This is a genomic window from Sphingobacteriaceae bacterium (assembly GCA_016715905.1).
Lineage (GTDB): Bacteria > Bacteroidota > Bacteroidia > B-17B0 > Aurantibacillaceae > Aurantibacillus.
Genome location: JADJXI010000005.1, coordinates 14932 through 40779, shown reverse-complemented (window position 1 = coordinate 40779; position 25848 = coordinate 14932). Strand labels below are relative to the sequence as shown.

Here is a 25848-nt window from a genome sequence, read left to right as displayed (position 1 = left end):
TCATTTATATTATAATAAAACAGCTTACTTATACATTAAATCTAAAATGCATTACATCTCCATCATTCACCACATATTCTTTTCCTTCCACGCGTAGTTTACCGTTATCGCGACAAGCAGCTTCTGACCCCAGGGTAACAAAATCGTTATAGCTCATCACTTCAGCTTTAATAAATCCTTTTTCAAAATCGGTATGAATTACACCGGCAGCTTGAGGTGCCTTGTATCCTTTTTCAATTGTCCACGCTCTTACTTCTTTCACTCCGGCAGTAAAATAGGTCTGTAAATTCAACAATCTGTAAGCCGCTTTAATTAGTTTATTTACGCCCGGCTCTTCCAAACCCATATCTTGTAAAAACATTTGCTTTTCTTCAAAAGTTTCTAAGGCTGCAATTTCACTTTCCATTTGTGCAGTAATAATCATTAATTCTGCATTTTCATTTTTAATTGCTTCTTTTACAGCATCCACATATTTATTTCCGGTATTGGCCGATGCTTCATCTACATTACACACATACAATACCGGTTTAATGGTTAACAAATGTAAATCGGCAATATAGGGTAATTCCGTTTCATCCAAATTAGCTGAACGGGCAGATTGACCCGCCTCCAATGTATTTTTCACCTTCATAGCTACCTGATAAATTTTTACCGCTTCCTTATCTGTTCCGGTTTTGGCCAGCTTTTCATATTTTTTAATTTTAGCATCAATGCTTTCCAAATCTTTCAACTGTAATTCGGTATCAATTATTTCCTTATCACGAACAGGGTCAACACTACCATCCACATGCACTACATTGGGATCGTCGAAACAACGAAGCACATGCAAAATAGCATTACATTCGCGTATATTTCCTAAAAACTTATTTCCTAAACCTTCGCCCTTACTTGCGCCTTTAACCAAACCGGCTATATCCACAATTTCAACCGTAGTAGGTAAAATTCGTTCCGGATGAACCAAATCTGCTAATTTATTTAATCGCTCATCGGGAACAGTAATTGTACCCACATTCGGATCAATGGTACAAAAAGGAAAATTGGCAGCCTGTGCCTTTGCGTTACTTAAACAATTAAACAAGGTTGATTTTCCAACATTTGGTAATCCTACTATTCCACATTTTAGTGCCATAAATACTATTAATTAATATTTACAAAATAATTCATTCCTAAAAAACCGAATATTTTGCAAAATGCAAATATACTTAACTTATAGTGAGTACATTCGATTTATGTGTGTTTTGAGTTTCAGAGTTTTTAACATGAATGCTAGTTTTTAACAAAGATTAATATTCCCCATTATTAAGGGTAATTTTAAATTCTTAAAAAAATTATTATGCCAAATATGGAAGAGTTGCAAGCCCTATGCACCCAGGTTAGAAGAGATATTGTTAGAATGGTTCATGCCGTAAGCAGCGGACATCCCGGCGGTTCATTAGGTTGTGTGGAATATTTTGTAGCCCTTTATAAGGTTGTGCTAAAACATAACCCATCTGACTTTAAAATGGATGGACACCAGGAAGATTTATTTTTTCTGAGCAACGGACATATTTCTCCAGTATTTTACAGCGTATTAGCTCGTAGCGGATATTTTCCCGTTAACGAATTAAATACGTTTAGAAAATTAAATACCCGCTTACAGGGTCACCCAACAACACACGAGGGATTGCCCGGCGTGCGTATTGCCAGCGGTTCTTTAGGGCAAGGTATGAGTGTAGCCATAGGCGCAGCACTTGCTAAAAAATTAAACAAGGATAACACCACAGTTTATTCCTTGCACGGTGATGGAGAATTACAGGAAGGACAAATTTGGGAAGCAGCCATGTATGCAGCAGCCAATAAAGTGGATAATTTGATTGCCACGGTGGATTATAACGGTCGACAAATTGACGGAGATGTTGATAAAGTGCTTTCTTTAGGTAATTTGAAGGCAAAATTTGAAGCCTTTGGATGGACTGTATTGGAAAACAACAACGGAAATGATTTAAATGCGGTAATACAGGGATTGGAGGAAGCTAAAAAACTTTGCGGGAAGGGAAAACCGGTGATGATATTGATGAGAACAGAAATGGGCCAAGGAGTAGATTACATGATGGGCACGCACAAGTGGCACGGATCAGCTCCTAACGACGAGCAACTGAAAAAAGCATTGGAACAGTTACCGGTAACACTGGGAGATTATTAAAAGTAAGATTTTAGAATTTAGAATAAATATTTAATGAGGCGCTATAAAAAACAATTTCTTTTTATTTTTCTAATTTCTGCCGTTTTAAATTTTAATTCCCAAACCACTAACCGCATTCTGTTTATTTTTGATGACTCATACAGCATGTATGCAGGATGGAATAGTCCTGTTCCTAAAATTGAAGTTGCCAAAAGAGTAATGGGCGAATTTTTAGATAGCCTGAAAAATTATCCGAATTTGGAATTGGCACTTCGTTGTTACGGACATAATTATGATTTTAAAGAAAGAAATTGCAAAGACAGTAAACTGGAAGTTCCCTTTGAACCGGTTTCAACAGCCTATCTTAAAATCAAACAACGCATAAACAGATTAGAGCCCAAAGGCACAACGCCTATTGCTTATTCATTAGGTGAGTGTACGGCAGATTTCACTCCTAAGGGGGGCGTTAGAAATATTGTGATTTTGATTACCGATGGTATTGAGGAGTGCAACGGAAATCCATGTCAGGTAAGTATTGAACTTCAGAAAAAAGGAATTTTTCTTCGTCCGTTTGTAATTGGGGTTGGTTTAGATATAAAATTTGCGGATATATTCGGTTGCATGGGTAAATTTTACGATGTAAGTAATGAAGCCAATTTTAAAAATGTACTAAAACTAGTTATTACGGAGGCTTTAAGCCAAACCACTGTACAAGTTGACTTGTTAGACATATTAAAAAAGCCCAGCGAAACGGATGTAGACATGACATTTTACGAAGCCGGAACCAATCATGTAAAATATAATTATTTACATACCATAAACCATAGAGGTAAACCCGATACATTGGTATTAGATCCTGACCTGAAATATGATTTAGTGGTGCACACCATTCCCCCACAGGAGAAAAAAGACATTACTATTATAAAAGGAAAACATAACATCATTCCCGTAGATGCACCTCAGGGTTATTTAAAAATGGAAATTGAAGGCTCATTGAGCAAATATTTTCCAACTAGTATAGTAAGAAAAAAATCAGAAATGAAAACATTAAACGTGCATGATTTTGGAAAAACCGAAAAATATATTGTGGGCAAATACGATTTAGAGATTCTTACGCTGCCCCGTATTTATCTTAAAGATGTTGAAATAAAACAAAGCAGCACCAACACCATTAAAATTCCAGCCAGCGGAACAGTTTTGTTTAGCCGACAGAGTTTAGGGAGCGGAAGTATTTATGTAGATGATGGAAAAACCGTAACTTGGGTTTGTAACTTAAATACCGCCATACCAAATGAAATTATATATTTACAACCCGGTAAGTATAAAGTGTTATTCAGAAATCAACACGATAAAATGACCACCCATACTATTGAAAGAAATTTTGAAGTGAAATCGAGTACACAACAAACTATAAAGTTATTTTAATGAAAAAATATACCTATACTGAAAAAAAAGATACCCGTTCCGGATTTGGAGCAGGATTGTCAGAACTTGGAAAAACGAACGAAAATGTTGTTGCCTTATGCGCTGATTTAACCGGTTCATTAAAAATGGATGCCTTTGAAAAAGCTCATCCTGATCGATTTTTTCAAGTGGGTATTGCTGAAGCCAATATGATTGGAATTGCTGCCGGACTTACCATTGGCGGAAAAATTCCATTCACCGGAACCTTCGCTAATTTTAGTACCGGCCGAGTATATGATCAAATCAGACAAAGCGTGGCATACTCCCATAAAAATGTAAAAATTTGCGCTTCACATGCCGGTTTAACTTTAGGAGAAGACGGAGCTACCCATCAAATTCTGGAAGATATTGGATTAATGAAAATGTTACCCGGAATGACCGTAATTAATCCCTGCGACTTTAATCAAACTAAAGCAGCCACTATTGCCATTGCACAACATAAAGGTCCGGTTTATTTACGATTCGGTCGACCAGCAGTTCCCAACTTTACTGCACCGGATCAAAAATTTGAAATCGGCAAAGCTGTAATGCTGAATGAAGGTTCAGATGTAACCATAGTTGCCACTGGACATCTAGTTTGGAAAGCTATTGAAGCCGGAGAAAAATTGGCAGAAAAAGGAATACATGCTGAAATTATAAATATTCATACCATTAAACCATTAGACGAATCTGCAATTTTAAAATCCGTTCAAAAAACCAAATGCATAGTAACTGCAGAAGAGCATCAAATGCACGGAGGATTAGGAGATAGCGTGGCACAATTATTAGCGCGAAATACACCCACTCCGCAGGAATTTGTTGCTGTAAAAGATAGTTTTGGAGAAAGCGGAACGCCCGATCAATTAATGACCAAATACGGATTAGACAGTGAACATATTGTAGAATCAGTCATGCAAGTTTTAAAAAGAAAAAATAAATGAAACAATTATTCTGTTTCTTAACTATTATTTTATTTTCAGCTTGTTCTAATTCCACTTCCGAAAAAGAATTGTTGAAAGCAGTAGAAAAAATTGAAGATCAGGTAAAAGCAGATTCACTATTCCCTGAAATTTTAAAACCCTTGTTAATAGCAAGAGGCAGTGAGTCGGGCTGGTATATGGAAGTTTACGCACATGAAATAAAAATTTCATTGGATTACGATGAAGTAAAACTGGTTTGTGCCTACCCCATAGTGAATTTTGACAAAGAGCAGCTGGAACTCAATTTAACCGACAAAACAAATAATAATCCACTTAAGCTTATCATTAAGAAAGAAAAATGCACCGAGGAAGCTAGTGGAGAAATTAAGGAAAGATCCGTAATCCTTGAATATAATTCTAAATCTTATAAAGGTTGCGCTACCATTGAGTTATAAAATTATAACTTAATTGTTATTTGTTTTTTGGCCAATCCTTTTTTATACCTTTACATAAAATTTATCAGACCTATGAGTCACTTTAACAGAACCAAAATTGTTGCTACGATGGGGCCGGCTACAGAAAATATTGCTGTATTGGAAGAAATGTTTAACGCCGGATTAAATATTTGCCGAATTAACTTCTCACATGGCGATTATGATGCTGTAAATCATATTGTAGAAAACATCAAAAGCTTAAACAAAAAATTAAATACACATGTTGGGATATTGGCGGATTTACAAGGACCCAAATTAAGAATTGGAACAGTAAAAAATAATAAGGTAATACTTACGCAAAATCAATACATAAATATAGTTACCAAAGAGTGTGAAGGAACTGAAGAACAAATTTATATTACTTATCCGCAATTTCCCCAAGATGTAAATGTTGGCGAAACGGTTTTGATTGATGACGGAAAAATACATTTGAAGGTTATTGAAACCAACAATAAAGATTTAGTAAAATGTTTAATCACCGTTGGAGGTGAGCTCTCTTCTAAAAAAGGGGTAAATCTTCCAAATACCAAAATATCATTACCCTGTTTAACAGTAAAAGATATCAGAGATTTAAATTTCGCATTAGAACACGATTTTGATTGGATTGGTTTGTCTTTTGTCAGAAGTGTAACCGATGTTGTAGATTTAAAAGAAATAATTAAGAGTAAAAACAAAAGAGCCAAGGTAATTGCAAAAATTGAAAAACCCGAAGCCATACGTGAAATTGATAATATTATTGATGTGAGTGATGGAATAATGGTAGCTCGTGGCGACTTAGGTGTTGAACTACCCATGGAAAAAGTACCCATTTTACAAAAAATGATTGTACAAAAATGCGTTGAAATTGGTAAACCGGTTATTATTGCCACACAAATGATGGAAAGTATGATTACCAGTTATACACCAACACGGGCAGAAGTAAATGACGTGGCCAATGCCGTAATGGATGGTGCAGATGCCGTGATGTTGAGTGCAGAAACATCAGTTGGAAAATATCCTGTTAAGGTAATCGAAACTATGTATCGCATTATTAAACAAGTTGAAGAAGTTGATACCATTTATTACAAAGAACATACACCTTCCATAAAAACGATAACGTATATAACAGATAGTATTTGTTATAATGCTTGTTCATTGGCACATCATGCAGGTGCGCAAGCTATCATCAGTATGACCAATAGCGGATATACCGCATTTAAACTTTCTTCGCATCGTCCCAAAGCACATTTATTTATTTTTACAGATAACATTGCTTTACTAACCACTTTAAGTTTGGTTTGGGGTATTCGCGGATTTTATTACGATAAATACGAAAGCACAGATGAAACCATCAATGATTTAAAAAAGTTTATTAAATCAAGAGGTTTTGTAAAAGACGATGATTTGGTGATTAATATTGCCAGTATGCCCATGAAAGAAAAAGGCAGAACCAACATGATGAAGTTGAGCTATATTAATTAATCTGTTTCATGTGGATACATGCTCCTAATATTTCATGCACACACGGATTTTCTGACCGCAAAGGCGGAATTTCACAAGGAGAATTTTCGAGTTTGAATTTAGGAGGTACAGATGATAATGAGCAGTCTATTTTACAAAACAGAAATTTTGCTTTAAACGAATTGGGTTATTCCATTCAAAATTTATCTTTTCTTAAGCAAGTACATGGAACCAAGGTAAATATTGCTAAAAAAGGTCAGCAGGAAGGAGATGCTTTGGTAAGTAAAGAAAAAGGTTTGATTCTTGCTGTAAGTGTTGCCGATTGTTACCCGATTTTATTTCACGATATAAAAAATAATGTAATTGGTGCGGCACATGCCGGCTGGAGAGGAACAGTTGGGAAAATTGCCTTTGAAGTGGTAAAAGAAATGGAAAATCTGGGAGCACATCCTTCTTCTATAAAAATTGCCATTGGACAAGGAATTTGTCAGAAAAATTTTGAAGTTGGCGATGAAGTGATTGCAGAATTTAAGGAAGCCGGATTTCCGGAATCTATTATTTCCGGCAGAACTATAGATTTGGTTGCTGCAAATACATTCATTTTAAAGTGGGCAAATATTCCAACTAAAAATATTTGGAGCATGAACAGATGTAGCTTTGAAGATGATTTTTTTAGTTACCGGAGAGATAAAGGAAAAACAGGAAGGATGTGGGGAGTGATTGCCTTATGATAAGTTTACTTTTTTCCGGTACTTCCAAAACCCCCTGCTCCTCGGTCACTTTCCTCCAATGAATTTACTTTTTCCCAGTTTACTTGTTCGTGTTTTGCAATAACCATTTGGCCAATTCTTTCGCCGTCATTTATGGTGAAATCATCTGCCGATAAATTCACCAACAAAACTTTTATTTCTCCTCTATAATCCGCATCAATAGTTCCCGGTGAATTTAAAACGGTGATTCCGTGTTTAAAAGCTAATCCGCTTCTTGGTCTTATTTGAGCCTCATAACCTGCCGGTAATTGTAAAAATAATCCGGTTTCAATTAATACTCTCTGTAAAGGTTTAAGAACTATTGATGAATTTAAATTAGCCTTAAGATCAAGGCCTGCCGCTAAAGTTGTTGCGTACTCAGGTAGCGGATGTTTGCCCTTGTTGATTATTTTGACTTGAAGCATTGGCTCGAATTTTTTTAATGTTTGAAATTTCCAGTTTATAAACCAACCAAACAAAAAGTATTACCAACAAATTATTCAGAACTAATCGCAAAGAAACACTTTGAAGGTTAGAATAAGTCATAGAAACAAAATATAAACCAATAGCAATAACCGAATAAACGGTTACGGCTTTTAGATTATATTTAATGGGATAATATTTTTTTCCGAGAAAATAAGATAACAGCATCATACCCGCGTAGGATGAAAAAGTAGCCCAGGCACAGGCCACATAAGAGAATTTAGGGATAAAAATCACATTTATAACAATTGTGATTATAGCGCCAAATATAGAAATGATGGCGCCAAATTTTGTTTGTCCGGTGAGTTTATATCCCATTCCTAAATTATAAACCACACCTAAAAATAAATAGGATAAAAGTAGAATTGGTACGATTTTTAATCCGGACCGATAGGATTCATCAATAAAATATTTTATCCAGTCCATATTCATCATCGTGCCTAAAAAAATCAATAAACAAAAAATTATATAATACTTCATTATTAAGGCGTACGATTTCTGTGAATCTTTTTCTTTGGCTTTACCAAAAATAAACGGCTCAACTGCATATCGGAATGCTTGTGTAAAAATGGCCATAAGAATCGCTATTTTATAACAAGCTCCGTAAATACCCTGAGCAATTTGCGCTTCCGCCTTATCCACCATGAATTCTTTTAAAATAATTCTATCCAAAGTTTCATTCACCATTCCAGCTAAACCTAATATAAGTAAAGGCCATGTATAACGAAGCATTTCTTTAAGCAAAGCAACATTTAAACTTAAATTAATGCTTAAAATACTTTTACTTAAAAATAGGACTGTAAAAATATTGGCAATTAAGTTGGCCAAAAAATAATACCCTATACCAATTTCAGGATTGTATAGCGTTGAGAAAAAATTAGTTTCGTTATTATCATATGCTTTTTTACAAACAACAATAAAAAAAAGCGTTAAGCATACATTAATAACAACATTACTAATTTTTAATAATGAAAATTTAAGTGCTTTTCTCTCTGATCTTAATTTAGCAAATGGCACTACCATAATGGCATCTGAAGCAATAATAAAAATGCACCATAAAATAAATTGTTTGGGGTAATTAGCATTAGGTGTTGCTAATCCACCGGCAATAGTAGAAGAAAAAATCATCAGGAGAAGGGTGAAAATAATGGTGGATGACAAAACAGAAATCAAAGCCGTATCATATACTTCTTTTTTATTTTCAAGCTTAGCATTGAAATTAAAAAAAGTAGTTTCCATGCCATAAGTAAAAATCACATTCAGAAATGAAATGTAAGCAAAGAGTTCGCTATTAATACCGTATTCGGCCGGAGTAAATGAATAAGTTAGAATTGGTGTGATGAAGTAATTGATAAAGCGGGGCACTATTGTACCTAAACCATAAATAACCGTTTGACCGGCCAGTTTTTTTATTCCGCTTCCCACAATTTATTCTTAGAATACTAAAATTAGTGAATAGGGGTAATACTGACTTCAAAATAAAATGAAGATATTAACTAAACTTTGTAAAAAGATTTGAATTTTAGCCCAATTAACCCTTATTGTGTATGGCCTCAATTTGTTGTTCCATAATTTTAATACCTTCAGTAAAGCTATGTGGTTTATATCCTAATTCTCGCTTGGCCTTTTCAATGATAAAACCGGTAATAGGCGGTCGTTTGGCGGGTTGTTTAATATCAGCACTTTTGGAAGGATTTATCAATGATTTATCCAATTTGTAGTAATCTGCTACAATTTGTGCCAATTCTAAAATACTGTAAAAATCTTCTCCCGAAATATTATAAATGCCTTTTGCACGTTTCTTCGCTATTAAAATACAACCATCAGCCAAATCTTCAGCCAATGTTGGCGTTCGGAATTGATCATCCACCACATTAATTTTTTTACCTTGTTCTAAATTGGACTTCACCCATAATACAATATTAGATCGGCTCATATTATCTACAATACCATAAACCAACACGGTACGGGCAATTGACCAACTAAGTTTTGAATGTTGCGTTATTTCTTCGGCCTTTAATTTGCTTTCGGCGTAATAACTAAGTGGATTTGGTTTTTCAAGTTCATCTAAAGGTCCGTGAGTACCGTCGAAAATAAAATCTGTACTCAATTGTATAAAATGAGGATTATAATTTTTGTTGAGTTCCATTAGTGTTTCTAAACAGGCTACCTGATTTTTAACGGCTATCACATTCAGTTTATCACATGCCTCTTGTTCTGATTCGCAGGCATCCACATTGGTCATAGCTGCAGTATTTATAACCACATCCGGTAAATATTTTGAAAATATTTCATGAACGTTTTTCGCATCCGTTATATCCAATGATTCAAACTGATAACCTTCTCTGCTCACCAATCTATTATTTCCTTTAGCGGTTGCAATACAAATACAATTTTTGTTTTTTTTAAGCTTGTAAACAAGTTTTTGTCCTAAAAGACCGTTAGATCCGGTAATTAATATTTTTATTTTGTCCATTATTTTTTCTTCACAAATAATTTTGCGCTTTCTTCCAATTGCTTGTACCAGTTTTTACCGTACTTTCTAATTAAAGGCGTTTTTAAAAATTTGTATACGGGTACTTTTAATTTTTCGCCACAGGCACAAGCTGGTTTACAAACATCCCATTTGTTATAATTAACAGCGTCAAAGGTTTTATGCTTGGTAATTCTTATCGGGTACAAATGGCAACTTATAGGTTTTTGCCAATCTATCAACCCTTCTGCATGTGCTTTTTCAATGGCACATTTTGCAATTTTATTTTCATCAAAATAAACAAAAGCACATTCGGCTCCTTCACTCACCAAGGTGGTGGTATAATCTCCATCACTATCTTTTTCCCATGCACCAAATTTCTCAACCGCTTTTACTCCTTTCTTTACCATAAATGGTTTCACCTTTTCGACAATTGATTCCAAAATGGGTAATTCTTCTTTATCCAACGGAGCCCCGCTGTCGCCGGCAACACAACACGCTCCTTTGCATGCATTTAAATCGCAAACAAAATTTTTTTCAATCACATCCTCACTTATCAAAGTCTTATCAATTGCAATCATAATATTTTCTAATAGGTAAAATCAAAATTAAAAACTGTTGATTTGAATTTAGATAAAATTCAATACACGGCCATGTTTTGAGTCATGTAAGAGCCCACATATTTCTCCAATATTGTTCTGTAATTTTTCTGGGTTTTAAATCCTCCGGGGCCATCAAAAAATTCATCAAATAAGGCTTTATGTTTTCCGCCTTTTGGTATAATACAAGCCAACTGTTCCTTATCTTGATTCAATGGTTTTTGCATTTTTAAAAATTTCTGTGGATTGTTCTTTAAATAAAACCAAAACTCAACTGCCTCTACATAACCAAAATTAAGTACATTTTTGGCAATGTCATCCAGTATTTTTGTTTGATCAGCCACTTCCACAATTTTCAAATCTTTAATATACAATTTCTTAATATCGGCTACGCACTGCGCTAAATGTGAATTTACTATGGTTAACGCCGTCATGCTTCCTAGCGTTCGTATAACATCGTTCGATGTTTTTGTTCGGATATCCGGCGCATTACCATTCGTAATACAAAAAGCTACATTTTTTAAATACCCGGTAGTAAAATCTATTTCTTTTGCTTTAGTCAAATTTTTCACCATGCCTCCAATGCCAATTGTGTTTTTTGAGGAAACTTTAGTTTGATTGTAAAAAGCCTGTCGATCGGTGAACTGATTAAAATTTACTACCACTTCCATATTTTTTTTGGTCTTTAGCCATGTGGTATATTCATTTATTATTTCAATTTCAATACCACTAAGCGCACCTTTTTGATCAATAGTAAATGGTGGATCAAGTAAATAATTCACATGTAATGTATCCGTTTGAGAGAAATAAATTAAACTTCGAATACAAAGTAAAATTGATATGGTTATACGAGTTTTCAAATTGTTAATAGATGAAGGTATTTAAAATACATAGTGCTGTTTTTTCTATATTTTGTATTTATTATCATTGCTGTGTTAATTGCTTTTTTATTAAATTTTAATTCAAATTATATTAAAAAATTAATCGCCATTTGTTAATGATAAAAATCATTCCAATTAATGTTATTAAATGCCAAAAAATTTGAATTTATACCGTAAATGTGGTATTTTTGTACTCAAATTAGAATTATTCTAATTAAAGATAAGGGTATAACAATCTAATAATCAATATAATATGATAACTGTTAGTGAAAATGCAAAAGCTCATGCGCTAGAATTAATGAAGGCGGAAAACAGCCCGGCTGATACATTTATTCGTGTTGGCGTTGAAGGTGGAGGGTGCAGCGGATTATCCTACAAGCTGGAATTTGATTCATTAATTAAAGAAGGCGATCAGGTATTTGAAGACAAAGGAATAAAAATAGTAGTTGATCGTAAAAGTTTTTTATACCTGGTAGGTACAGAACTGGAATATACCGGAGGATTAAATGGTAAAGGTTTTGTTTTTAATAATCCAAATGCCAACAGAACTTGTGGCTGTGGTGAATCTTTTTCAGTTTAAACCCAAGCAATAAAATGAGTAAAGATATTCTTGAAGAACATATTCAAAACGAATATAAGTGGGGATTTACAACCGACATTGATTCAGACACATTTAAACCGGGTTTGAACGAAGACGTTATTCATGCCTTAAGTAAAAAGAAAAACGAACCACAATGGTTATTGGATTACCGATTAAACGCCTTTAAAGCTTGGAAAAACATGAAGGAGCCTGATCATTGGGCGCATATACCTTATCCTAAAATAGATTTTCAAAATATTTCGTATTACTCTGCTCCAAAGAAAAAACCTGAATTAAAAAGTTTAGACGAAGTTGATCCGGAGTTATTAAAAACATTTGAAAAATTAGGTATTTCATTAGAAGAGCAAAAAAGACTTACCGGTGTTAGTTCTAATATTGCTGTGGATGCAGTGTTTGACAGTATTTCGGTTAAAACTACCTTTCGCGAAACGCTAGCTGAAAAAGGTATAATATTTTGTTCATTCAGCGAAGCCGTTCAGGAACATCCGGATTTAATCAAAAAATACATGAGCATGGTAGTGCCCGCTACCGATAATTTCTATGCAGCACTTAATAGCGCAGTTTTTAGTGATGGATCATTTTGTTACATACCTAAAGGCGTACGGTGTCCAATGGAATTAAGCACCTATTTCAGAATAAATGCCAGCGGTACCGGACAATTTGAAAGAACATTAATAGTTGCCGAAGAAGATTCATACGTTTCATATTTAGAAGGATGCACAGCTCCGCAGAGAGATGAGAATCAATTACACGCAGCAGTAGTAGAAATTATTGCATTAAAAAATGCCGAAGTAAAATATAGCACAGTACAAAACTGGTATCCCGGAGATAAGGAAGGTAAAGGTGGGATATTTAATTTTGTAACCAAGCGTGGTATCTGCGCCGGAGATCATGCTAAAATTTCGTGGACACAAGTTGAAACCGGATCAGCTATTACCTGGAAATATCCATCCGTAATTTTAAAAGGAAATAATACAACAGGTGAGTTTTATTCCGTTGCCGTAACTAATAACAGACAGGAAGCAGATACCGGTACAAAAATGATTCACATCGGTAATAACACCAAATCAACCATTATATCTAAAGGAATTTCTGCCGGCAAAAGCAACAATAGTTACCGGGGTTTGGTACAAATAAGAAAGGGTGCAAAAAATGCGAGGAACTTTTCGCAGTGCGATAGCTTATTAATGGGTGACCAATGCGGCGCACATACTTTTCCCTATATTGAAATTAAAGATAAAAGTGCGGTGGTAGAGCATGAAGCAACTACCAGTAAAATTGGAGAGGATCAACTTTTCTATTGCAAGCAAAGAGGATTAGATACCGAAAAAGCAATTGGACTAATTGTGAACGGGTATTGTAAAGAAGTGTTAAATAAATTACCTATGGAATTTGCTGTTGAAGCGCAAAAACTTTTAGCAATAAGCTTGGAAGGTAGTGTCGGATAAAAATAAAATATATGATCTCAATTAAAAATTTACATGCCTCAGTTGATGGCAAAGAAATACTAAAAGGAATAAATTTAGAAGTTAAAGCAGGAGAAATTCATGCTATCATGGGCCCTAACGGTTCGGGCAAATCTACTCTTTCAAGTGTATTGGCCGGTAAAGAAGATTATGAGGTTACTCAAGGTGAAGTAGTATTTAACGGCAAAAATTTATTGGAAATGGATCCGGATGTTCGCGCAAAAGAAGGATTGTTTTTGGCTTTTCAATATCCGGTAGAAATTCCGGGTGTTAGCAATATTAATTTTCTAAAAACTGCGATTAGCGAAAAAAATATTTATCAGGGCAAAGAGCCTATGGCCGCCAAAGATTTTTTAGGCTTAGTAAAAGAAAAACAAAAATTGGTTGAACTAGATTCAAAATTAGTAAGTCGTAGTGTAAACGAGGGATTTAGCGGAGGCGAGAAAAAAAGAAATGAAATATTTCAAATGGCTATGCTTGAACCTAAACTAGCCATATTGGATGAAACAGATTCGGGATTAGATATCGATGCCTTAAAGGTTGTTGCCAACGGTGTAAATTCATTAAAATCTAAAAATAACGCATACATTGTAATTACACACTATCAGCGTTTATTGGATTATATTGTACCTGATTTTGTGCATATATTATATCAGGGCAGAATTGTAAAATCTGGTGATAAAAATCTAGCCCTGGAACTTGAAGAAAAAGGCTACGAGGAAATTAAAAAGGAATTTGAAACGAGCAACGCCTAATTTGTATTAAAATGCTTGCAGAAAAAATCAATACCACTAAAGTACTTACGGATTACCTTACTCACACTGCAGGTAAGGTAAGTTTTATCAAGAATTCATTAATTACAGATGCGCTTGCTAAAATTGAAAAATCCGGATTACCAAACTCCAAACACGAAGATTACAAATACTGTAACCTGGAGGCTTTTTTACTCAAAGAATTTACAGCGCTTAATTCTAAAACTGAAAGCCAACCTATATCAATACCAAAAAATAAAAATCACCTGAACATAGTTGTCGTTAACGGAAATTATGTTCGTGAATTGAGTGATCAGAATACTATAAAAGGTTTGCATATCACCAAATTCAGTGAACTACCGGAAAGTAAAATAAACAATATTGGCACATTAGCAGATCCGAATAAAGATTTATTTATAGCCTTGAATACGGCTTATAGCGGTGATGGTTTTTATCTTGAGGTTGATAAAAATGCAATAATTAAAAACGTTGTGAAAATCTGGTACATACAAACCAATCAAAATCAAAGTGCTGTTAATCCCAGAAGTTTTATTGAGTTACAAGAAGGATCATCTATTCAAATTATAGAGGAACATCTTAATCAAGGAAAGGAAAAGGTTTTTACCAATTATCTGAGTGAAAAAAAATTACACAGCAAAGCTAAATTAGAGACCGTTCATATACAGGACGAAAAAGAAAAAGGATTCTCAGTAAACACTAATGAAGTTCACGTACATAAACAAGCCAATTATTTGAATACCACAATTACCATAAGCGGTAACGTGGTGAGAAATAATCATAACGTAATTATGAATGGTGAATTTTGTGAAACCCATTTGTACGGTTTATTCTTAACTAAAAACGCACAGCTAGTAGATAATCACACCTTAATGGATCATCAGGTAGCCAATTGCGAAAGCTTTGAACTATATAAAGGAGTTGTAAACGATAAAAGCGTTGGTGTATTTAATGGTAAAATATTTGTAAGAAAAGACGCTCAAAAAACCAATGCCTATCAAAGCAGTAAAAATATTTTATTAAGCGATGATGCCACATTAAATACCAAACCACAATTAGAGATTTATGCAGATGACGTAAAATGTTCGCACGGCACATCAACTGGTAAAATTGATACGGAAGCTTTGTTTTATTTGAATGCCCGAGGAATAAATAATGATAGTGCCAATAAATTATTATTGAATGCATTTGCACTTGAAGTTTTAGAAAAAATTTCAATAGAAAATGTTAAAGAAGAATTAGAGGAACGATTAGGTTTTAATTAAATGCCGGTGATGTTGCAAAATGAAAGTAAATGGGTAGAAAAAATCAGAAATGATTTTCCTATCTTAAATCGAAAGGTTAACAATAATCCTTTGATATATTTTGACAACGGCGCTACCACTCAAAAACCAAATCAGGTTATTCAATGCATCACAAATTATTATACGAATTACAATTCTAATATACATCGCGGCGTACATAGTTTGAGTAGGGAAGCCTCGGAAGCTTTTGAAAACAGCAGAAATCATGTAGCTCAATTTTTTGGAGTTAAAAATACACAACAAATTGTTTTTACCTCGGGCACAACCGCTTCCATTAATTTAGTAGTAAATAGTTTAGCTGATAATGTTTTAAAGCAAGGCGACGAGATTATCCTATCTACCTATGAACATCATTCCAATATTTTACCATGGCAATTATGGGCCCAAAAAAATAATGGAAGTTTAAAAGTTATTCCATTGAAAAGTGATCATACACTTGATTTGGATCAACTTGAAAATATGATTAGCCCTAAAACCAAAGTGATTTCCGTTGCCCATGTTTCAAATACACTTGGTATAATATCCGACATTCAAAGAATAAAAGAAATAGCATTAAAATATAATCTCATTTTATTTATCGACGGGGCGCAGTCTGCCCCTCATATGCAAATTGATTTACAAAAAATTGCGCCTGATTTTTTTGCGTGTAGCGCACACAAAATGTACGGACCTACCGGAACAGGCATGTTGTATATGAGTGAAAAATGGTTACAGGAACTTCCGGTTTCCGGTCCTGGTGGAGGAACTATTAAATCGGTAAGTTTTGAGCAAACCGAATATGCCGAAGGAGCTTTACGTTTTGAAGCCGGAACACCCCATATTTCAGGGGTCATAGCCTTTGGAGAAGCTGTAAATTATATGAATTCAATTGGTGTTGCTGAAATTTCAAAACACGAGAACGAACTAACCATTTACGCTCAAAATAAACTAAAAGAAATAAATGAAGTGGAATTATATGGAATAGCCGATGAAAAAGCAGGTGTTATTTCTTTCAATGTAAAAAATGTACACCCATTTGATGTTGGTTCAATATTAGATAAGTATGGTATTGCAGTTAGAACCGGACATCATTGCACTCAACCCTTAATGAAAAATTTAGGTATACCGGGAACCGTTAGGATATCATTTGCAGCTTACAACCAAAATAATGAAATCGATTTTTTTATTGAAAAATTAAAAAAAGCAATAAGCATGTTAGCGCCATGAGTATTCAGGAAAAAGAAAATGAAATAATCGAGGAATTTCAGTTATTTGGAGATAATTGGGAATCTAAATACGAGCATATTATCGATTTGGGAAGAACCATGCCCTTGATTAATCCGGAAGATAAAACAGATGACAGATTAATTAAAGGCTGTCAAAGTAGAGTTTGGTTAAAAACGGAACAAGAAGGTGATAAGCTGTTTTTTAAAGCCGATAGTGAAGCCATCATTACTAAAGGATTAATTGCATTAATCATTCGGGTTTTTAATGGAGAAAAGATGAAAGATATCATTAATGCAAAAGCTGATTTTATTGGTAAAATTGGTTTACAGGAACATTTATCACCTACCCGCGCTAACGGATTAATTAGCATGATCAATAGAATGAAATCAGAAGCACTACAACGAAGTAAATAATATGGCAGCCATTATAATTACAAAAAATACTGAATTGATGCAGCGGGTAATTGATGAAATTAAAACCTGTTTTGATCCTGAAATTCCGGTTGATATTTGGGAGTTGGGATTAATTTATGAATTAGAATTAAACGAAGAGAATGATTTACGTGTTGTTATGACTTTAACTTCCCCAAATTGTCCGGTAGCAGAAACACTTCCCGCTGAAGTGCAAACAAAACTTGAACAACTACCGGGAATTAAATCCGTTGACTTTAAACTTACTTTTGAGCCTATGTGGGAAAAAGAAATGATGAGTGAAGTAGCGCAGCTTGAACTGGGTTTCATGTAATTTAGACACAAATGGATAACACAATAAAAAATAAGGTTGCTGAAAGCGGAATAATCAGTATTGATCTTGAATCATTTTTACCAACCGAGGAAATTGTGGTATTTGATATTAAAACGCTACTTTTTCAGGAGTTAATTTTAAAGGAAAAGGAATTCAGAGCATTTATAAAAGAAAACGATTGGACTATCTATAAAGATAAATTTGTTACACTAACTTGTTCCAATGATGCTATTGTTCCTACCTGGGCTTATATGCTATTAGCAATTGCTCTTGAGCCCTTCGCGAAAAAAATACATCATGGCACCAAAGAAGAATTTCAAAAAATTATTTTAATTGAAGCTATTCAGAAAATAAATGTGAATGAATTCGAAAATGCCAGGGTGGTTATTAAAGGTTGTGGTAATAATGTTATACCCGAAAGTGCCTTTGTATTAATAAGTGCGCTGCTTAAGCCTCACGTAAAAAGTTTAATGTTTGGGGAGCCCTGTAGCACGGTTCCATTATATAAAGTTGCTAAATAATTCATTTTTACCGGTTAATAAATACTTTTTATGACCTTGTAACCAAATTATAAATGTGCGTTATTTGTAAAGCATGCGCAAAATTGTTTCATACCTGCTTTTTCTAACATTCATCAGTTTCTTCAATTCAAAAATTCTTGCCCAGCAAGATAAAATGTTTAAGGAGAAAAAAGAAAGAAAACGAGTTTGGAGAAAATGGAGAAAAGACAGGGGTTCATACAATCCTTACTTAAAGAAGAAGGCCAGCGAAAAGCCAAGTGCAAAAATGGCCAAAGAAAATCGCCGGGAACAAAGAAGAGCGAAAAAAGCCTGGAAAAAACAACTTAAAACGAACAAGAAGAATATTAATAAATAAGATTAATCTTTTTTCTTCTTTTTACTATACTTTCCCTTTTTTACATTATCAATAAACTGAGCCCAGGCAAAAGGGTTTAATAAGGAAATACTTGGCGACTGACCATTAGAATAAGCCTTAGTATAATAAGCAAGCATCACATATTTGTAATTTTCAGAAGCGCTGGCTGTTTGATTTCTTTCCAAATAAGTCATGGCTTCTCTTTCCAAATTCTTCTGCGCCCGGTCAACATCCGTATCGTTTAAATTAAGGGCCAAAAATGCGCGCTTGAATTCCTCCTTAGTTGGCCAAGGAAAAACCTCTACCTGTGGTAATTGAATTGTGTCTTTCGTTAAAACTTGTACGGCATAATAATACTTTTGTCGCAAAGTATCAGCCACTTTATACGTTCTTTTCTTGTGAATTAATGAAACAAACTCCAGTTCATCACCGGGCTTAACCACCAAACTAAAAAATCCGTAAAAATCTGAATTTGCTCCTCTATTTGTACCCTTAATTACAACAGAAACAAATGGAATAGGAGTTAAACTATCCTGATCAAGAACAACACCTGAGAATTGTATTAATTCTTGCGCTTTAGCTTTATTGGCATTTTCCTGAGTATAGCCTCGTACGCAAGCAAATACCAAAGCCACTACCCAAAACAAATGTTTCATGCCTTAAAAATACTCAATGTTTGTATTCCATTTCTGCTATTTAACAAATATTGCACCTATAGGTATTTTAAACTAAATTTGTTGTATGCGATTAATCTATTGGATAGCTACTTATTTGATTAGTACCAATTTAATGGTAGCACAATTACACACCGTTAAGCCAATCGTAAAGAAAGAAAAAAATACAAACTTAAGTATAGCTGCGAGTTTTGTGAGGAGTGAAATATTTTTAGAACAAAAAATAAAAGAAGACTCGAAACCCCCCGGTGTATCATTGCGATTAGCCTATAGTGGGAAAAAAATAACCCGATTAGAAATTGAATATGTACACTTTTTCCCTAGAATCATTGAGCCCAAATGGTATGCTATGAATCTCAATTCTCTTGAAGCAAATTGTCATTTTACAACCCGTTTCAACAATACCAACGCTATGTTTTATCCATTAATTGGAATTAGCTATTACTCGTTTTCAGGTTATTTCAGTGGTAAAAATGATTCTAAAAATGTAGCGCGGTTATATATGCCCGGCACAACAATTCTATTGAATATGTTAGCCCTAAATATTGGAACAGGCTACGAACATAGAATTAAAAAAATTGGATTATTTGCCGAATATAAATTGCGTTTTGCTGGAGATAATTGGGGAATAAAAAATTTCGGAATAAAAGATGTTTGTATTGCCGGTGGAATAAAATATTACATGCACGTTAAATCTTTAGGTACTATTTTTAAAGGCACGCGAAACAGATACTTTCTAAATACAGATTAATAGATGAATTATCTTTTGGAGTATCTTTCAAAAATCCGGGAATTCTTGGATCAATATCTCCCTTTAAAAAATCCGGTATTAATTCTTTCAGTTACCTTATTAATTATACTTTTTGCTCCTTTGCTTTTTCGCAGATTCAAAATCCCCGGTATTATTGGATTAATCCTCGCGGGTGTGTTTATTGGTCCGAATTGTTTACACATTATTGAATCCACCAATAGCTTTGAATTGCTTTCAAAAACAGGTTTGTTGTATATCATGTTTTTAGCGGGCCTCGAAATCGACACCCATGAATTTAAGCACAACAGAAATAAAAGTATTGTTTTTGGTTTTTTCACTTTCATTATTCCAATCAGCATCGGTTATATCGTTAGTATTTATGTTTTTCATTTTTCAATTTGGCAGGCTTTGTTACTGGCCAGTATGTTTAGCACGCACACCCTGTTAAGCTTTCCTATAGTAAGTTCAATGGGAATTATCAAAAACCGAGCTGTGCAAATTACTTTTGGCGGAACATTAATAACCGACGCAGCAGTACTTATTTTATTAGGTGTAATCACTAATATTGTTTCTGGCGAAATTGACGCCTCGTTTTGGATTAGAATTATTCTTTCGCTTTGTTTTCTTGTTTTTTCAACACTTTATTTGCTACCCAGAATTAGTAGATGGTTTTTTAGAAATATCGAAGCTCAGGCTAGTTCTCAATACATCTATGTTTTGGCCATGGTTTTTATTTCCGGATTTTTAAGTGAAATCGCAGGAGTAGAACCTATTATTGGAGCATTTTTAGCGGGATTAGGACTTAACAAAGTAATTCCGCACAACAGTATATTAATGAATAGGGTTAATTTTATTGGCAATACGCTTTTTATTCCCTTCTTTTTAATTAGCGCGGGTATGCTTGTTGATTTATCTATGTATTTCAAAAGCTCAAGCCTAATCATTTTTGCTGTGATCTTATGTTTGATCGGATTTATAAGTAAATATTTAGCCGCTTGGCTTACCGCTTTCATTTATAAGTTTAATGCTAACGAAAGAAGTATCATCTATGGATTAAGCGTTTCCAGGGCGGCAGCAACGTTAGCTGTTGTGAAAGTGGGTTTTGATATTGGATTATTTGATCAGAATGTAATCAATGGTACTATGCTTTTAATTTTACTTTCCTGTTTGGTAAGTTCAATAGTTACTGAACGAGCTGCACGTAAAATAGCAATTCATGAAAAAGAGGTGTCTCATAAAAATATAGATAGAATTGAAAGAATTTTAATACCTGTTAGTAACCCTGAAAATATTCAAAGATTAATCGATTTTTCTTTGTTGATTAAAAGCAGTGCTTCCAATGAACCTTTATATCCTTTATCCATTGTGGAAGATAATGAAGAGGCTGACGAACAAATAAATGTTGTTAAAAAAACAATTGAAGGAGCTATCGAACAAATATCTAGTGGCGACAAAAAAGTTGAAGTACTTAAAAAAGTTGATTTAAGTATTGTAGACGGCATTGCCAGAACTGCTAAAGCCTATAATATTTCTGACATTCTAATCAGTTATAAATCTCAGCAGTCAGGCACAAATATTTTTGGCAGTATTGCAGAAAACCTTTTAAACAAATGCAAGCAGATTGTCATTATTTCTAAAATTCTGCAGCCACTAAACTCTTTCAAACGCGTTATAATTATTTTATCGCCAAATATTGAACTTGAAAATGGATTTTTTAATGTAAGTGCAAAAATTAATTCAATAATAAAACAGCTCGGAAGTCAAGTACATATTTTTGGATTGCAGGATACCTTAAATGACTTTGCCATCACAGTTAATGACAATAAAAAACAATTATTTAAATACTTCCCCTTAACTGACTACGAGAATTTTAATATTCTTAAAATTATTGCTGAAGATGATTTAATTTTAATTTTTAATGGCAGAACTCATACTGTAGGTTTTGATTTCCACATTGAACAAATTTCAAAAGACCTGAACAAACAAAGCGAATTCTCCAGTTTTGTTTTATTTTATCCGGAGATCAGTAAATCAATTAAAGAAAATGTTATCAACACAATTACTGTTCCTGCATTCGATAAAAATGTAGAAAAAGTAAAACACATAACCGAAAAAATTACGGGTATATTTAAGAAAGATCCTAATGAATAAAAATCTGACGGCAACAAAAAAAGGGATGTATTGAACATCCCTTTTTCTTTATACTTTTTGTTTGTTATTTAATGATGGATACTTTTCCGGTTACTTCACTTGATTTACCATGGATATTCGTGTATCGGATTTGCCATACATACACATCCTGTTTCACATCGGTATTGGCTCGCTTGGTAAACTTACCATCCCAACCTTGTGCTAAATCCGTGCTTGTAAATAATTTCTCTCCCCAACGATCAAAAATCATTAACTCGTACTTCGCAATTCCAAAACCTTTTGGTTGGAAAACATCATTTATTCCGTCTCCGTTTGGTGAGAAAGCATCAGGTACATAAATTCCAAAATCATCTCCTATAACTACTTCTTTTACTATTGTATCCACGCAACCTTTATCACTTCTCACAATCAATACCGCTGCATATGCGCCGGCCGTTTCGTAATTAAGTGTTTGGTTCTGGCCAAACATCACCTGATTGGCTTTGAGATGAGAAAAACTCCAAGTCCAACCGGTTACATTGGCATTGTAAGAAGCATCGGTAAATTCTACATTCTCATATATCACAGGCTTTACCGGCGATATATTAAAATCAGCTGTTGGTATTGGATACCCTTCTACAGAATAGTAAGCCTTGTTGGCACATCCGTATATATCCACAAAACTGCTTGATATATTGTAATTACCCGGCTTAGTGAAACAAGCCATGCCTGTGTTACCATTGCCTACATTACCATTACCAAAATCCCAACTGGTTGTACTTAAATTCGCACTTGTTTCAACTCCAAAGTTGATACACACCGGTATACATCCTCCAACTTTATCAGATGTGATTTTTACCTGTGGCAATGCTCTAATCACTACCGGAACATACTGGTAACCGGTACAACCAATATTGTCTGTTACCATTACCGTATAAACTCCTGTTCCCTCTACTCCAACATTTTTTAAAGTTGGGTTTTGGGTCGTATTTAAAAATCCGTTTGGTCCGCTCCAAAAGTATTGTACCCCTGATGCCGCATTGGCATTAAACACAATATCTTGATTTGCACATAACGGTCCGTTGTATCCCGCATTTAATACAGGGGTTGGATTAATGTGTACGTTCACCACCGAGGTGCTGCTGCAACCATTTAAATCATTTACCGTTATGGTGTAGTTTCCGCTATGTTCATTCTGCGCATTGGGTATAGTTACCGATGCTCCGCTAGAGGTAAATCCTAATGGCCCGCTCCAAGCATACAAGGTACCTCCTGTGGCTGCCATGGATATGGTTTTTGTAGCACACAAGGTTGAACCTACTGCGCTGATTGCAGGTAATGGGTTTACATTGATTGCTAATGTAGCTGTATTTACACAACCATTTAAATCTGTTGCCGTTGCCGTATAAGTACCAATATGCACCACGTTAGCGTTTGATATAGTTAGATTGTTACCTGATGAAGTAAAGTTATTTGGTCCTATCCAAGTGTAGGTCATTCCTCCCGAACCGTTAATTAATATGGTTTGTTTGGCACACACCGGAGAGTTTGAGTTTAACACCGGATTTGGTAATGGATTTACCGTTACATCATACACCGCTGCGTTGGTACATATACCCACCGTTACTACTAAACTGTATAATCCACCATCCAATAAACTAACATTGTTTACTGATGGAGAGGATAAGTTGCTGGCAAAACCATTTGGACCTAACCAAGAATAGGAATTTCCTCCGGAACCATTTAAGTTTAAGGTGCCTCCCACGCAAGGTGCGTTAGCGCTGATACTTGCTACAGGTAAAGCAATCACACTTACATTGGAAACTGCTGATGCTGTACAGCCCGGCGCACTGGTTCCTACTACCACAAACTGTCCATTATGTACTAATGCGGCTGCCGGTATAATCGGGTTCTGAACTCCGGATATAAATCCACCCGGACCGGTCCATGCATAAGTTGCTGCACCATTGGCAAAGTGATTGATCGGTGAGTTTTCACACACCGTGTGATTTCCTGTAGTTACTATTGGGGTTGGGTTTACTGTTACTGTTGTGGTTATAGATGTTGAACATCCTCCTACTCCTGTTCCCATTAAAGTATATACGCCTGAGTGAACAGGTAATGCCGGATTGATTACCGGATTTTGTTGATTTGAGCTAAAACCTAACGGTCCGCTCCAGGTATATGTAGTTGCTCCCGATCCGGTTAAATTTAATGCTGTGTTTTCACACAATGGACTATTGCTTCCTATAATAAGGGTTGGTGATGGATTAATCACTACGTTGGTAGTAGCTGTATTACTGCAACCACCCATGCCTGTAAAGTTAACCGTATACACCCCGCCATTGGCCAATGTGGTCACAGGTATCGTAGGAAACTGTGTGTTATCAACAAATCCACCAGGTCCACTCCATGTGTAGCTGGCCTGCGTGCTCACTGATAAATTCAATGCTGCTCCTTCACATAACGGACCATTGTTTTGTACCTGCGCAGTTGGTAATGGAACTACTTGTAATTGGAAAGTTCCGCTTCCTACGCATCCCGCTGTAGAAGTTCCTGTGGTTGTATAGTTTGTGGTAACTGTTGGTGATAATACAATTGGTGAACCTACTATATTACCCAAATTGGTTGTATAAGTGTTCGCTCCATTTAAAGTAACGGTTGCTGATGATCCTATGCATACAAAAGTTGGATTAGCTACTGCAGTTATAGTTGGTGTTGGATTTACCAGCACTTGCACGGTTTGTGTTCCTGTACAATTTAAACTCGTAGTTCCGGATACTGTATAAATCGTAGTAGCCGTTGGACTTACTACTGCCGTAGCGCCTACTATTGCTCCAGGGTTCCAAGTATATGTGCCTCCTACTCCCGCGCCTCCCGCTGTTAATGTGGATGATTGTCCTGAACAAATAGCCGTTGGATTGGCTACCGCAGTTACGGTTGGCTGTATACAGCATACCGCTAACCAAGTTAACATATTAGCGCGGAGGTTAAGTGCGCTCGGTTGCGGAGTGTGCCAGTTTGTATTGGTCATTGAACCAAATAAACACATACCCGAACCCCAAGGTTTTGATGCGAGAATTATTTTCGGTGCAGGAGGTTGAGTACCTGACCAATTTGTAACTGTGTTATTGATAATCACACTTAATCCCGGACCTGTAACGTAACCGTGACAATACCAGTTTCCATTATGAACAGTTGTGGTAACAACGGCAGGACCAACATAAATTGGATGTGCCGGAGAAGTAGCTGCATAACCGGGGGCTGAATAAGGGCCCCAGGCATAATTTAAAGTAACGCCACCAAATCCGTAATTCATATTTGCACCAGTATTTGGAGCTGCATTTAAAAATAAACGTCCTCCGTTAAATACCCAAGTTTGAATTGCCGCCATATTGGCCACTAAAAAATTATTCATTGCTGTAGCAGCCATTGATCCACCATCACAATAGATTAAACAAACAGAAGGCTGTAATAATGCATTAACATTTACTGCTTGAAATGAACTTTGTATCCAGTTACCGGCACCAAAAGCCGTGTTCATGGCTGTAATATTGGTGATTGAACCCCAAGGTTGACCTGCCTGATCAGTTAAATAATATTTTAACTGTTGTGCATTAAAAGTTAAGCTTGAAATTACCAAAGCTAAAAGAAGAATAATTTTTTTCATCACCGAGGGTTTT

At 35.1% G+C, this 25848-nt stretch carries 25 protein-coding genes; 17 read left to right on the top strand and 8 right to left on the bottom strand.

The genetic code is table 11. The annotated features are described in order from the left end of the window. Positions 1–28: 28 nt before the first annotated feature. Positions 29–1129, bottom strand: a complete 1101-nt coding sequence (gene ychF, locus IPM51_08080; protein MBK9284268.1) for a redox-regulated ATPase YchF — start codon at positions 1127–1129, stop codon at positions 29–31. Positions 1130–1333: 204 nt separating this feature from the next. Here ychF and IPM51_08075 point away from each other — a divergent pair, with 204 nt between their 5' ends. From IPM51_08075 to pgeF, 6 genes are all read left to right on the top strand, one after another. After that, a complete protein-coding gene (locus tag IPM51_08075; protein ID MBK9284267.1) occupies positions 1334–2182 on the top strand; it encodes a transketolase in 849 nt (282 codons plus the stop codon). Between the two features lie 33 nt (positions 2183–2215). Continuing rightward, the gene (locus IPM51_08070; GenBank protein MBK9284266.1) at positions 2216–3586 is read left to right on the top strand and encodes a VWA domain-containing protein; all 1371 of its coding nucleotides are present in this window, start codon (positions 2216–2218) and stop codon (positions 3584–3586) included. Beyond that, positions 3586–4545, top strand: a complete 960-nt coding sequence (locus IPM51_08065) for a transketolase family protein (GenBank protein ID MBK9284265.1) — start codon at positions 3586–3588, stop codon at positions 4543–4545. Before IPM51_08070 ends, IPM51_08065 begins: the two co-directional genes overlap by 1 nt. Further along, complete coding sequence (locus IPM51_08060) at positions 4542–4979, top strand: hypothetical protein (GenBank protein ID MBK9284264.1); 438 nt, start codon at positions 4542–4544, stop codon at positions 4977–4979. Before IPM51_08065 ends, IPM51_08060 begins: the two co-directional genes overlap by 4 nt. Before the next feature lie 72 nt (positions 4980–5051). Next, positions 5052–6479 carry a pyruvate kinase gene (gene pyk / locus IPM51_08055; GenBank protein ID MBK9284263.1) on the top strand — a complete coding sequence of 476 codons (1428 nt, stop codon included), beginning with the start codon at positions 5052–5054 and terminating at the stop codon, positions 6477–6479. An 8-nt stretch (positions 6480–6487) separates the two neighbouring features. Continuing rightward, on the top strand, positions 6488–7189 hold the full coding sequence (gene pgeF / locus IPM51_08050; GenBank protein MBK9284262.1) for a peptidoglycan editing factor PgeF: 702 nt from the start codon (positions 6488–6490) through the stop codon (positions 7187–7189). 5 nt (positions 7190–7194) lie between these two features. On the opposite strand, the gene dut is transcribed toward pgeF, so the two are convergent. The 5 genes from dut to IPM51_08025 form a co-directional block, all read right to left on the bottom strand. Continuing rightward, positions 7195–7632 carry a dUTP diphosphatase gene (gene dut / locus IPM51_08045; GenBank protein MBK9284261.1) on the bottom strand — a complete coding sequence of 146 codons (438 nt, stop codon included), beginning with the start codon at positions 7630–7632 and terminating at the stop codon, positions 7195–7197. Next, positions 7586–9115, bottom strand: a complete 1530-nt coding sequence (locus tag IPM51_08040) for a polysaccharide biosynthesis C-terminal domain-containing protein (protein MBK9284260.1) — start codon at positions 9113–9115, stop codon at positions 7586–7588. Before IPM51_08040 ends, dut begins: the two co-directional genes overlap by 47 nt. A 106-nt stretch (positions 9116–9221) precedes the next feature. Next, positions 9222–10157, bottom strand: coding sequence for an SDR family oxidoreductase (locus tag IPM51_08035; GenBank protein MBK9284259.1), 936 nt, complete (start codon positions 10155–10157; stop codon positions 9222–9224). A gap of 8 nt (positions 10158–10165) precedes the next feature. Further along, complete coding sequence (locus tag IPM51_08030; GenBank protein ID MBK9284258.1) at positions 10166–10744, bottom strand: DUF3109 family protein; 579 nt, start codon at positions 10742–10744, stop codon at positions 10166–10168. Between the two features lie 59 nt (positions 10745–10803). Next, positions 10804–11622 carry a transporter substrate-binding domain-containing protein gene (locus IPM51_08025; GenBank protein ID MBK9284257.1) on the bottom strand — a complete coding sequence of 273 codons (819 nt, stop codon included), beginning with the start codon at positions 11620–11622 and terminating at the stop codon, positions 10804–10806. A gap of 274 nt (positions 11623–11896) precedes the next feature. On the opposite strand from IPM51_08025, the gene IPM51_08020 reads away from it, so the two are divergent. The 9 genes from IPM51_08020 (at position 11897) to IPM51_07980 (ending at position 18610) form a co-directional block, all read left to right on the top strand. Next, the gene (locus IPM51_08020; protein ID MBK9284256.1) at positions 11897–12223 is read left to right on the top strand and encodes an iron-sulfur cluster assembly accessory protein; all 327 of its coding nucleotides are present in this window, start codon (positions 11897–11899) and stop codon (positions 12221–12223) included. Positions 12224–12237: 14 nt separating this feature from the next. Then, entirely contained in the window at positions 12238–13692 is a 1455-nt protein-coding gene (gene sufB, locus IPM51_08015) for a Fe-S cluster assembly protein SufB (GenBank protein ID MBK9284255.1), read from the top strand. An 11-nt stretch (positions 13693–13703) separates the two neighbouring features. After that, the gene (gene sufC, locus IPM51_08010; GenBank protein ID MBK9284254.1) at positions 13704–14465 is read left to right on the top strand and encodes a Fe-S cluster assembly ATPase SufC; all 762 of its coding nucleotides are present in this window, start codon (positions 13704–13706) and stop codon (positions 14463–14465) included. Positions 14466–14476: 11 nt separating this feature from the next. After that, the gene (gene sufD / locus IPM51_08005) at positions 14477–15745 is read left to right on the top strand and encodes a Fe-S cluster assembly protein SufD (GenBank protein MBK9284253.1); all 1269 of its coding nucleotides are present in this window, start codon (positions 14477–14479) and stop codon (positions 15743–15745) included. 9 nt (positions 15746–15754) lie between these two features. Further along, the gene (locus IPM51_08000) at positions 15755–16990 is read left to right on the top strand and encodes a cysteine desulfurase (GenBank protein MBK9284252.1); all 1236 of its coding nucleotides are present in this window, start codon (positions 15755–15757) and stop codon (positions 16988–16990) included. After that, positions 16987–17403: a SufE family protein gene (locus IPM51_07995; protein ID MBK9284251.1), complete on the top strand. Its 417-nt coding sequence runs from the start codon at positions 16987–16989 to the stop codon at positions 17401–17403. The genes IPM51_08000 and IPM51_07995 overlap by 4 nt, the downstream gene beginning before the upstream one ends. A gap of 1 nt (position 17404) precedes the next feature. Next, the gene (locus tag IPM51_07990; GenBank protein MBK9284250.1) at positions 17405–17734 is read left to right on the top strand and encodes a DUF59 domain-containing protein; all 330 of its coding nucleotides are present in this window, start codon (positions 17405–17407) and stop codon (positions 17732–17734) included. Positions 17735–17745: 11 nt separating this feature from the next. Continuing rightward, a complete protein-coding gene (locus tag IPM51_07985; GenBank protein MBK9284249.1) occupies positions 17746–18255 on the top strand; it encodes a DUF2480 family protein in 510 nt (169 codons plus the stop codon). 73 nt (positions 18256–18328) lie between these two features. Next, positions 18329–18610, top strand: coding sequence for a hypothetical protein (locus IPM51_07980; protein MBK9284248.1), 282 nt, complete (start codon positions 18329–18331; stop codon positions 18608–18610). A 2-nt stretch (positions 18611–18612) separates the two neighbouring features. Here IPM51_07980 and IPM51_07975 read toward each other — a convergent pair whose 3' ends face one another. Further along, positions 18613–19266 carry a carboxypeptidase-like regulatory domain-containing protein gene (locus IPM51_07975; protein MBK9284247.1) on the bottom strand — a complete coding sequence of 218 codons (654 nt, stop codon included), beginning with the start codon at positions 19264–19266 and terminating at the stop codon, positions 18613–18615. Positions 19267–19351: 85 nt separating this feature from the next. Here IPM51_07975 and IPM51_07970 point away from each other — a divergent pair, with 85 nt between their 5' ends. Both IPM51_07970 and IPM51_07965 read left to right on the top strand, forming a co-directional pair. Further along, a complete protein-coding gene (locus IPM51_07970; GenBank protein MBK9284246.1) occupies positions 19352–20035 on the top strand; it encodes a hypothetical protein in 684 nt (227 codons plus the stop codon). Between the two features lie 45 nt (positions 20036–20080). Then, a complete protein-coding gene (locus IPM51_07965) occupies positions 20081–22186 on the top strand; it encodes a cation:proton antiporter (GenBank protein MBK9284245.1) in 2106 nt (701 codons plus the stop codon). Positions 22187–22250: 64 nt separating this feature from the next. On the opposite strand, the gene IPM51_07960 is transcribed toward IPM51_07965, so the two are convergent. Continuing rightward, a complete protein-coding gene (locus IPM51_07960) occupies positions 22251–25835 on the bottom strand; it encodes a gliding motility-associated C-terminal domain-containing protein (GenBank protein ID MBK9284244.1) in 3585 nt (1194 codons plus the stop codon). Positions 25836–25848 lie beyond the last annotated feature (13 nt).

Excerpts from the sequence above, each read along its gene's own strand:
- ychF (MBK9284268.1), bottom strand. The coding sequence starts at position 1,129 with ATGGCACTAAAATGTGGAATAGTAGGATTACCAAATGTTGGAAAATCA.
- IPM51_08075 (MBK9284267.1), top strand. The coding sequence starts at position 1,334 with ATGCCAAATATGGAAGAGTTGCAAGCCCTATGCACCCAGGTTAGAAGA.
- IPM51_08070 (MBK9284266.1), top strand. The coding sequence starts at position 2,216 with ATGAGGCGCTATAAAAAACAATTTCTTTTTATTTTTCTAATTTCTGCC.
- IPM51_08065 (MBK9284265.1), top strand. The coding sequence starts at position 3,586 with ATGAAAAAATATACCTATACTGAAAAAAAAGATACCCGTTCCGGATTT.
- IPM51_08060 (MBK9284264.1), top strand. The coding sequence starts at position 4,542 with ATGAAACAATTATTCTGTTTCTTAACTATTATTTTATTTTCAGCTTGT.
- pyk (MBK9284263.1), top strand. The coding sequence starts at position 5,052 with ATGAGTCACTTTAACAGAACCAAAATTGTTGCTACGATGGGGCCGGCT.
- pgeF (MBK9284262.1), top strand. The coding sequence starts at position 6,488 with ATGTGGATACATGCTCCTAATATTTCATGCACACACGGATTTTCTGAC.
- dut (MBK9284261.1), bottom strand. The coding sequence starts at position 7,632 with ATGCTTCAAGTCAAAATAATCAACAAGGGCAAACATCCGCTACCTGAG.
- IPM51_08030 (MBK9284258.1), bottom strand. The coding sequence starts at position 10,744 with ATGATTGCAATTGATAAGACTTTGATAAGTGAGGATGTGATTGAAAAA.
- IPM51_08020 (MBK9284256.1), top strand. The coding sequence starts at position 11,897 with ATGATAACTGTTAGTGAAAATGCAAAAGCTCATGCGCTAGAATTAATG.
- sufB (MBK9284255.1), top strand. The coding sequence starts at position 12,238 with ATGAGTAAAGATATTCTTGAAGAACATATTCAAAACGAATATAAGTGG.
- sufC (MBK9284254.1), top strand. The coding sequence starts at position 13,704 with ATGATCTCAATTAAAAATTTACATGCCTCAGTTGATGGCAAAGAAATA.
- sufD (MBK9284253.1), top strand. The coding sequence starts at position 14,477 with ATGCTTGCAGAAAAAATCAATACCACTAAAGTACTTACGGATTACCTT.
- IPM51_08000 (MBK9284252.1), top strand. The coding sequence starts at position 15,755 with ATGTTGCAAAATGAAAGTAAATGGGTAGAAAAAATCAGAAATGATTTT.
- IPM51_07995 (MBK9284251.1), top strand. The coding sequence starts at position 16,987 with ATGAGTATTCAGGAAAAAGAAAATGAAATAATCGAGGAATTTCAGTTA.
- IPM51_07990 (MBK9284250.1), top strand. The coding sequence starts at position 17,405 with ATGGCAGCCATTATAATTACAAAAAATACTGAATTGATGCAGCGGGTA.
- IPM51_07985 (MBK9284249.1), top strand. The coding sequence starts at position 17,746 with ATGGATAACACAATAAAAAATAAGGTTGCTGAAAGCGGAATAATCAGT.
- IPM51_07980 (MBK9284248.1), top strand. The coding sequence starts at position 18,329 with ATGCGCAAAATTGTTTCATACCTGCTTTTTCTAACATTCATCAGTTTC.
- IPM51_07975 (MBK9284247.1), bottom strand. The coding sequence starts at position 19,266 with ATGAAACATTTGTTTTGGGTAGTGGCTTTGGTATTTGCTTGCGTACGA.
- IPM51_07970 (MBK9284246.1), top strand. The coding sequence starts at position 19,352 with ATGCGATTAATCTATTGGATAGCTACTTATTTGATTAGTACCAATTTA.
- IPM51_07960 (MBK9284244.1), bottom strand. The coding sequence starts at position 25,835 with ATGAAAAAAATTATTCTTCTTTTAGCTTTGGTAATTTCAAGCTTAACT.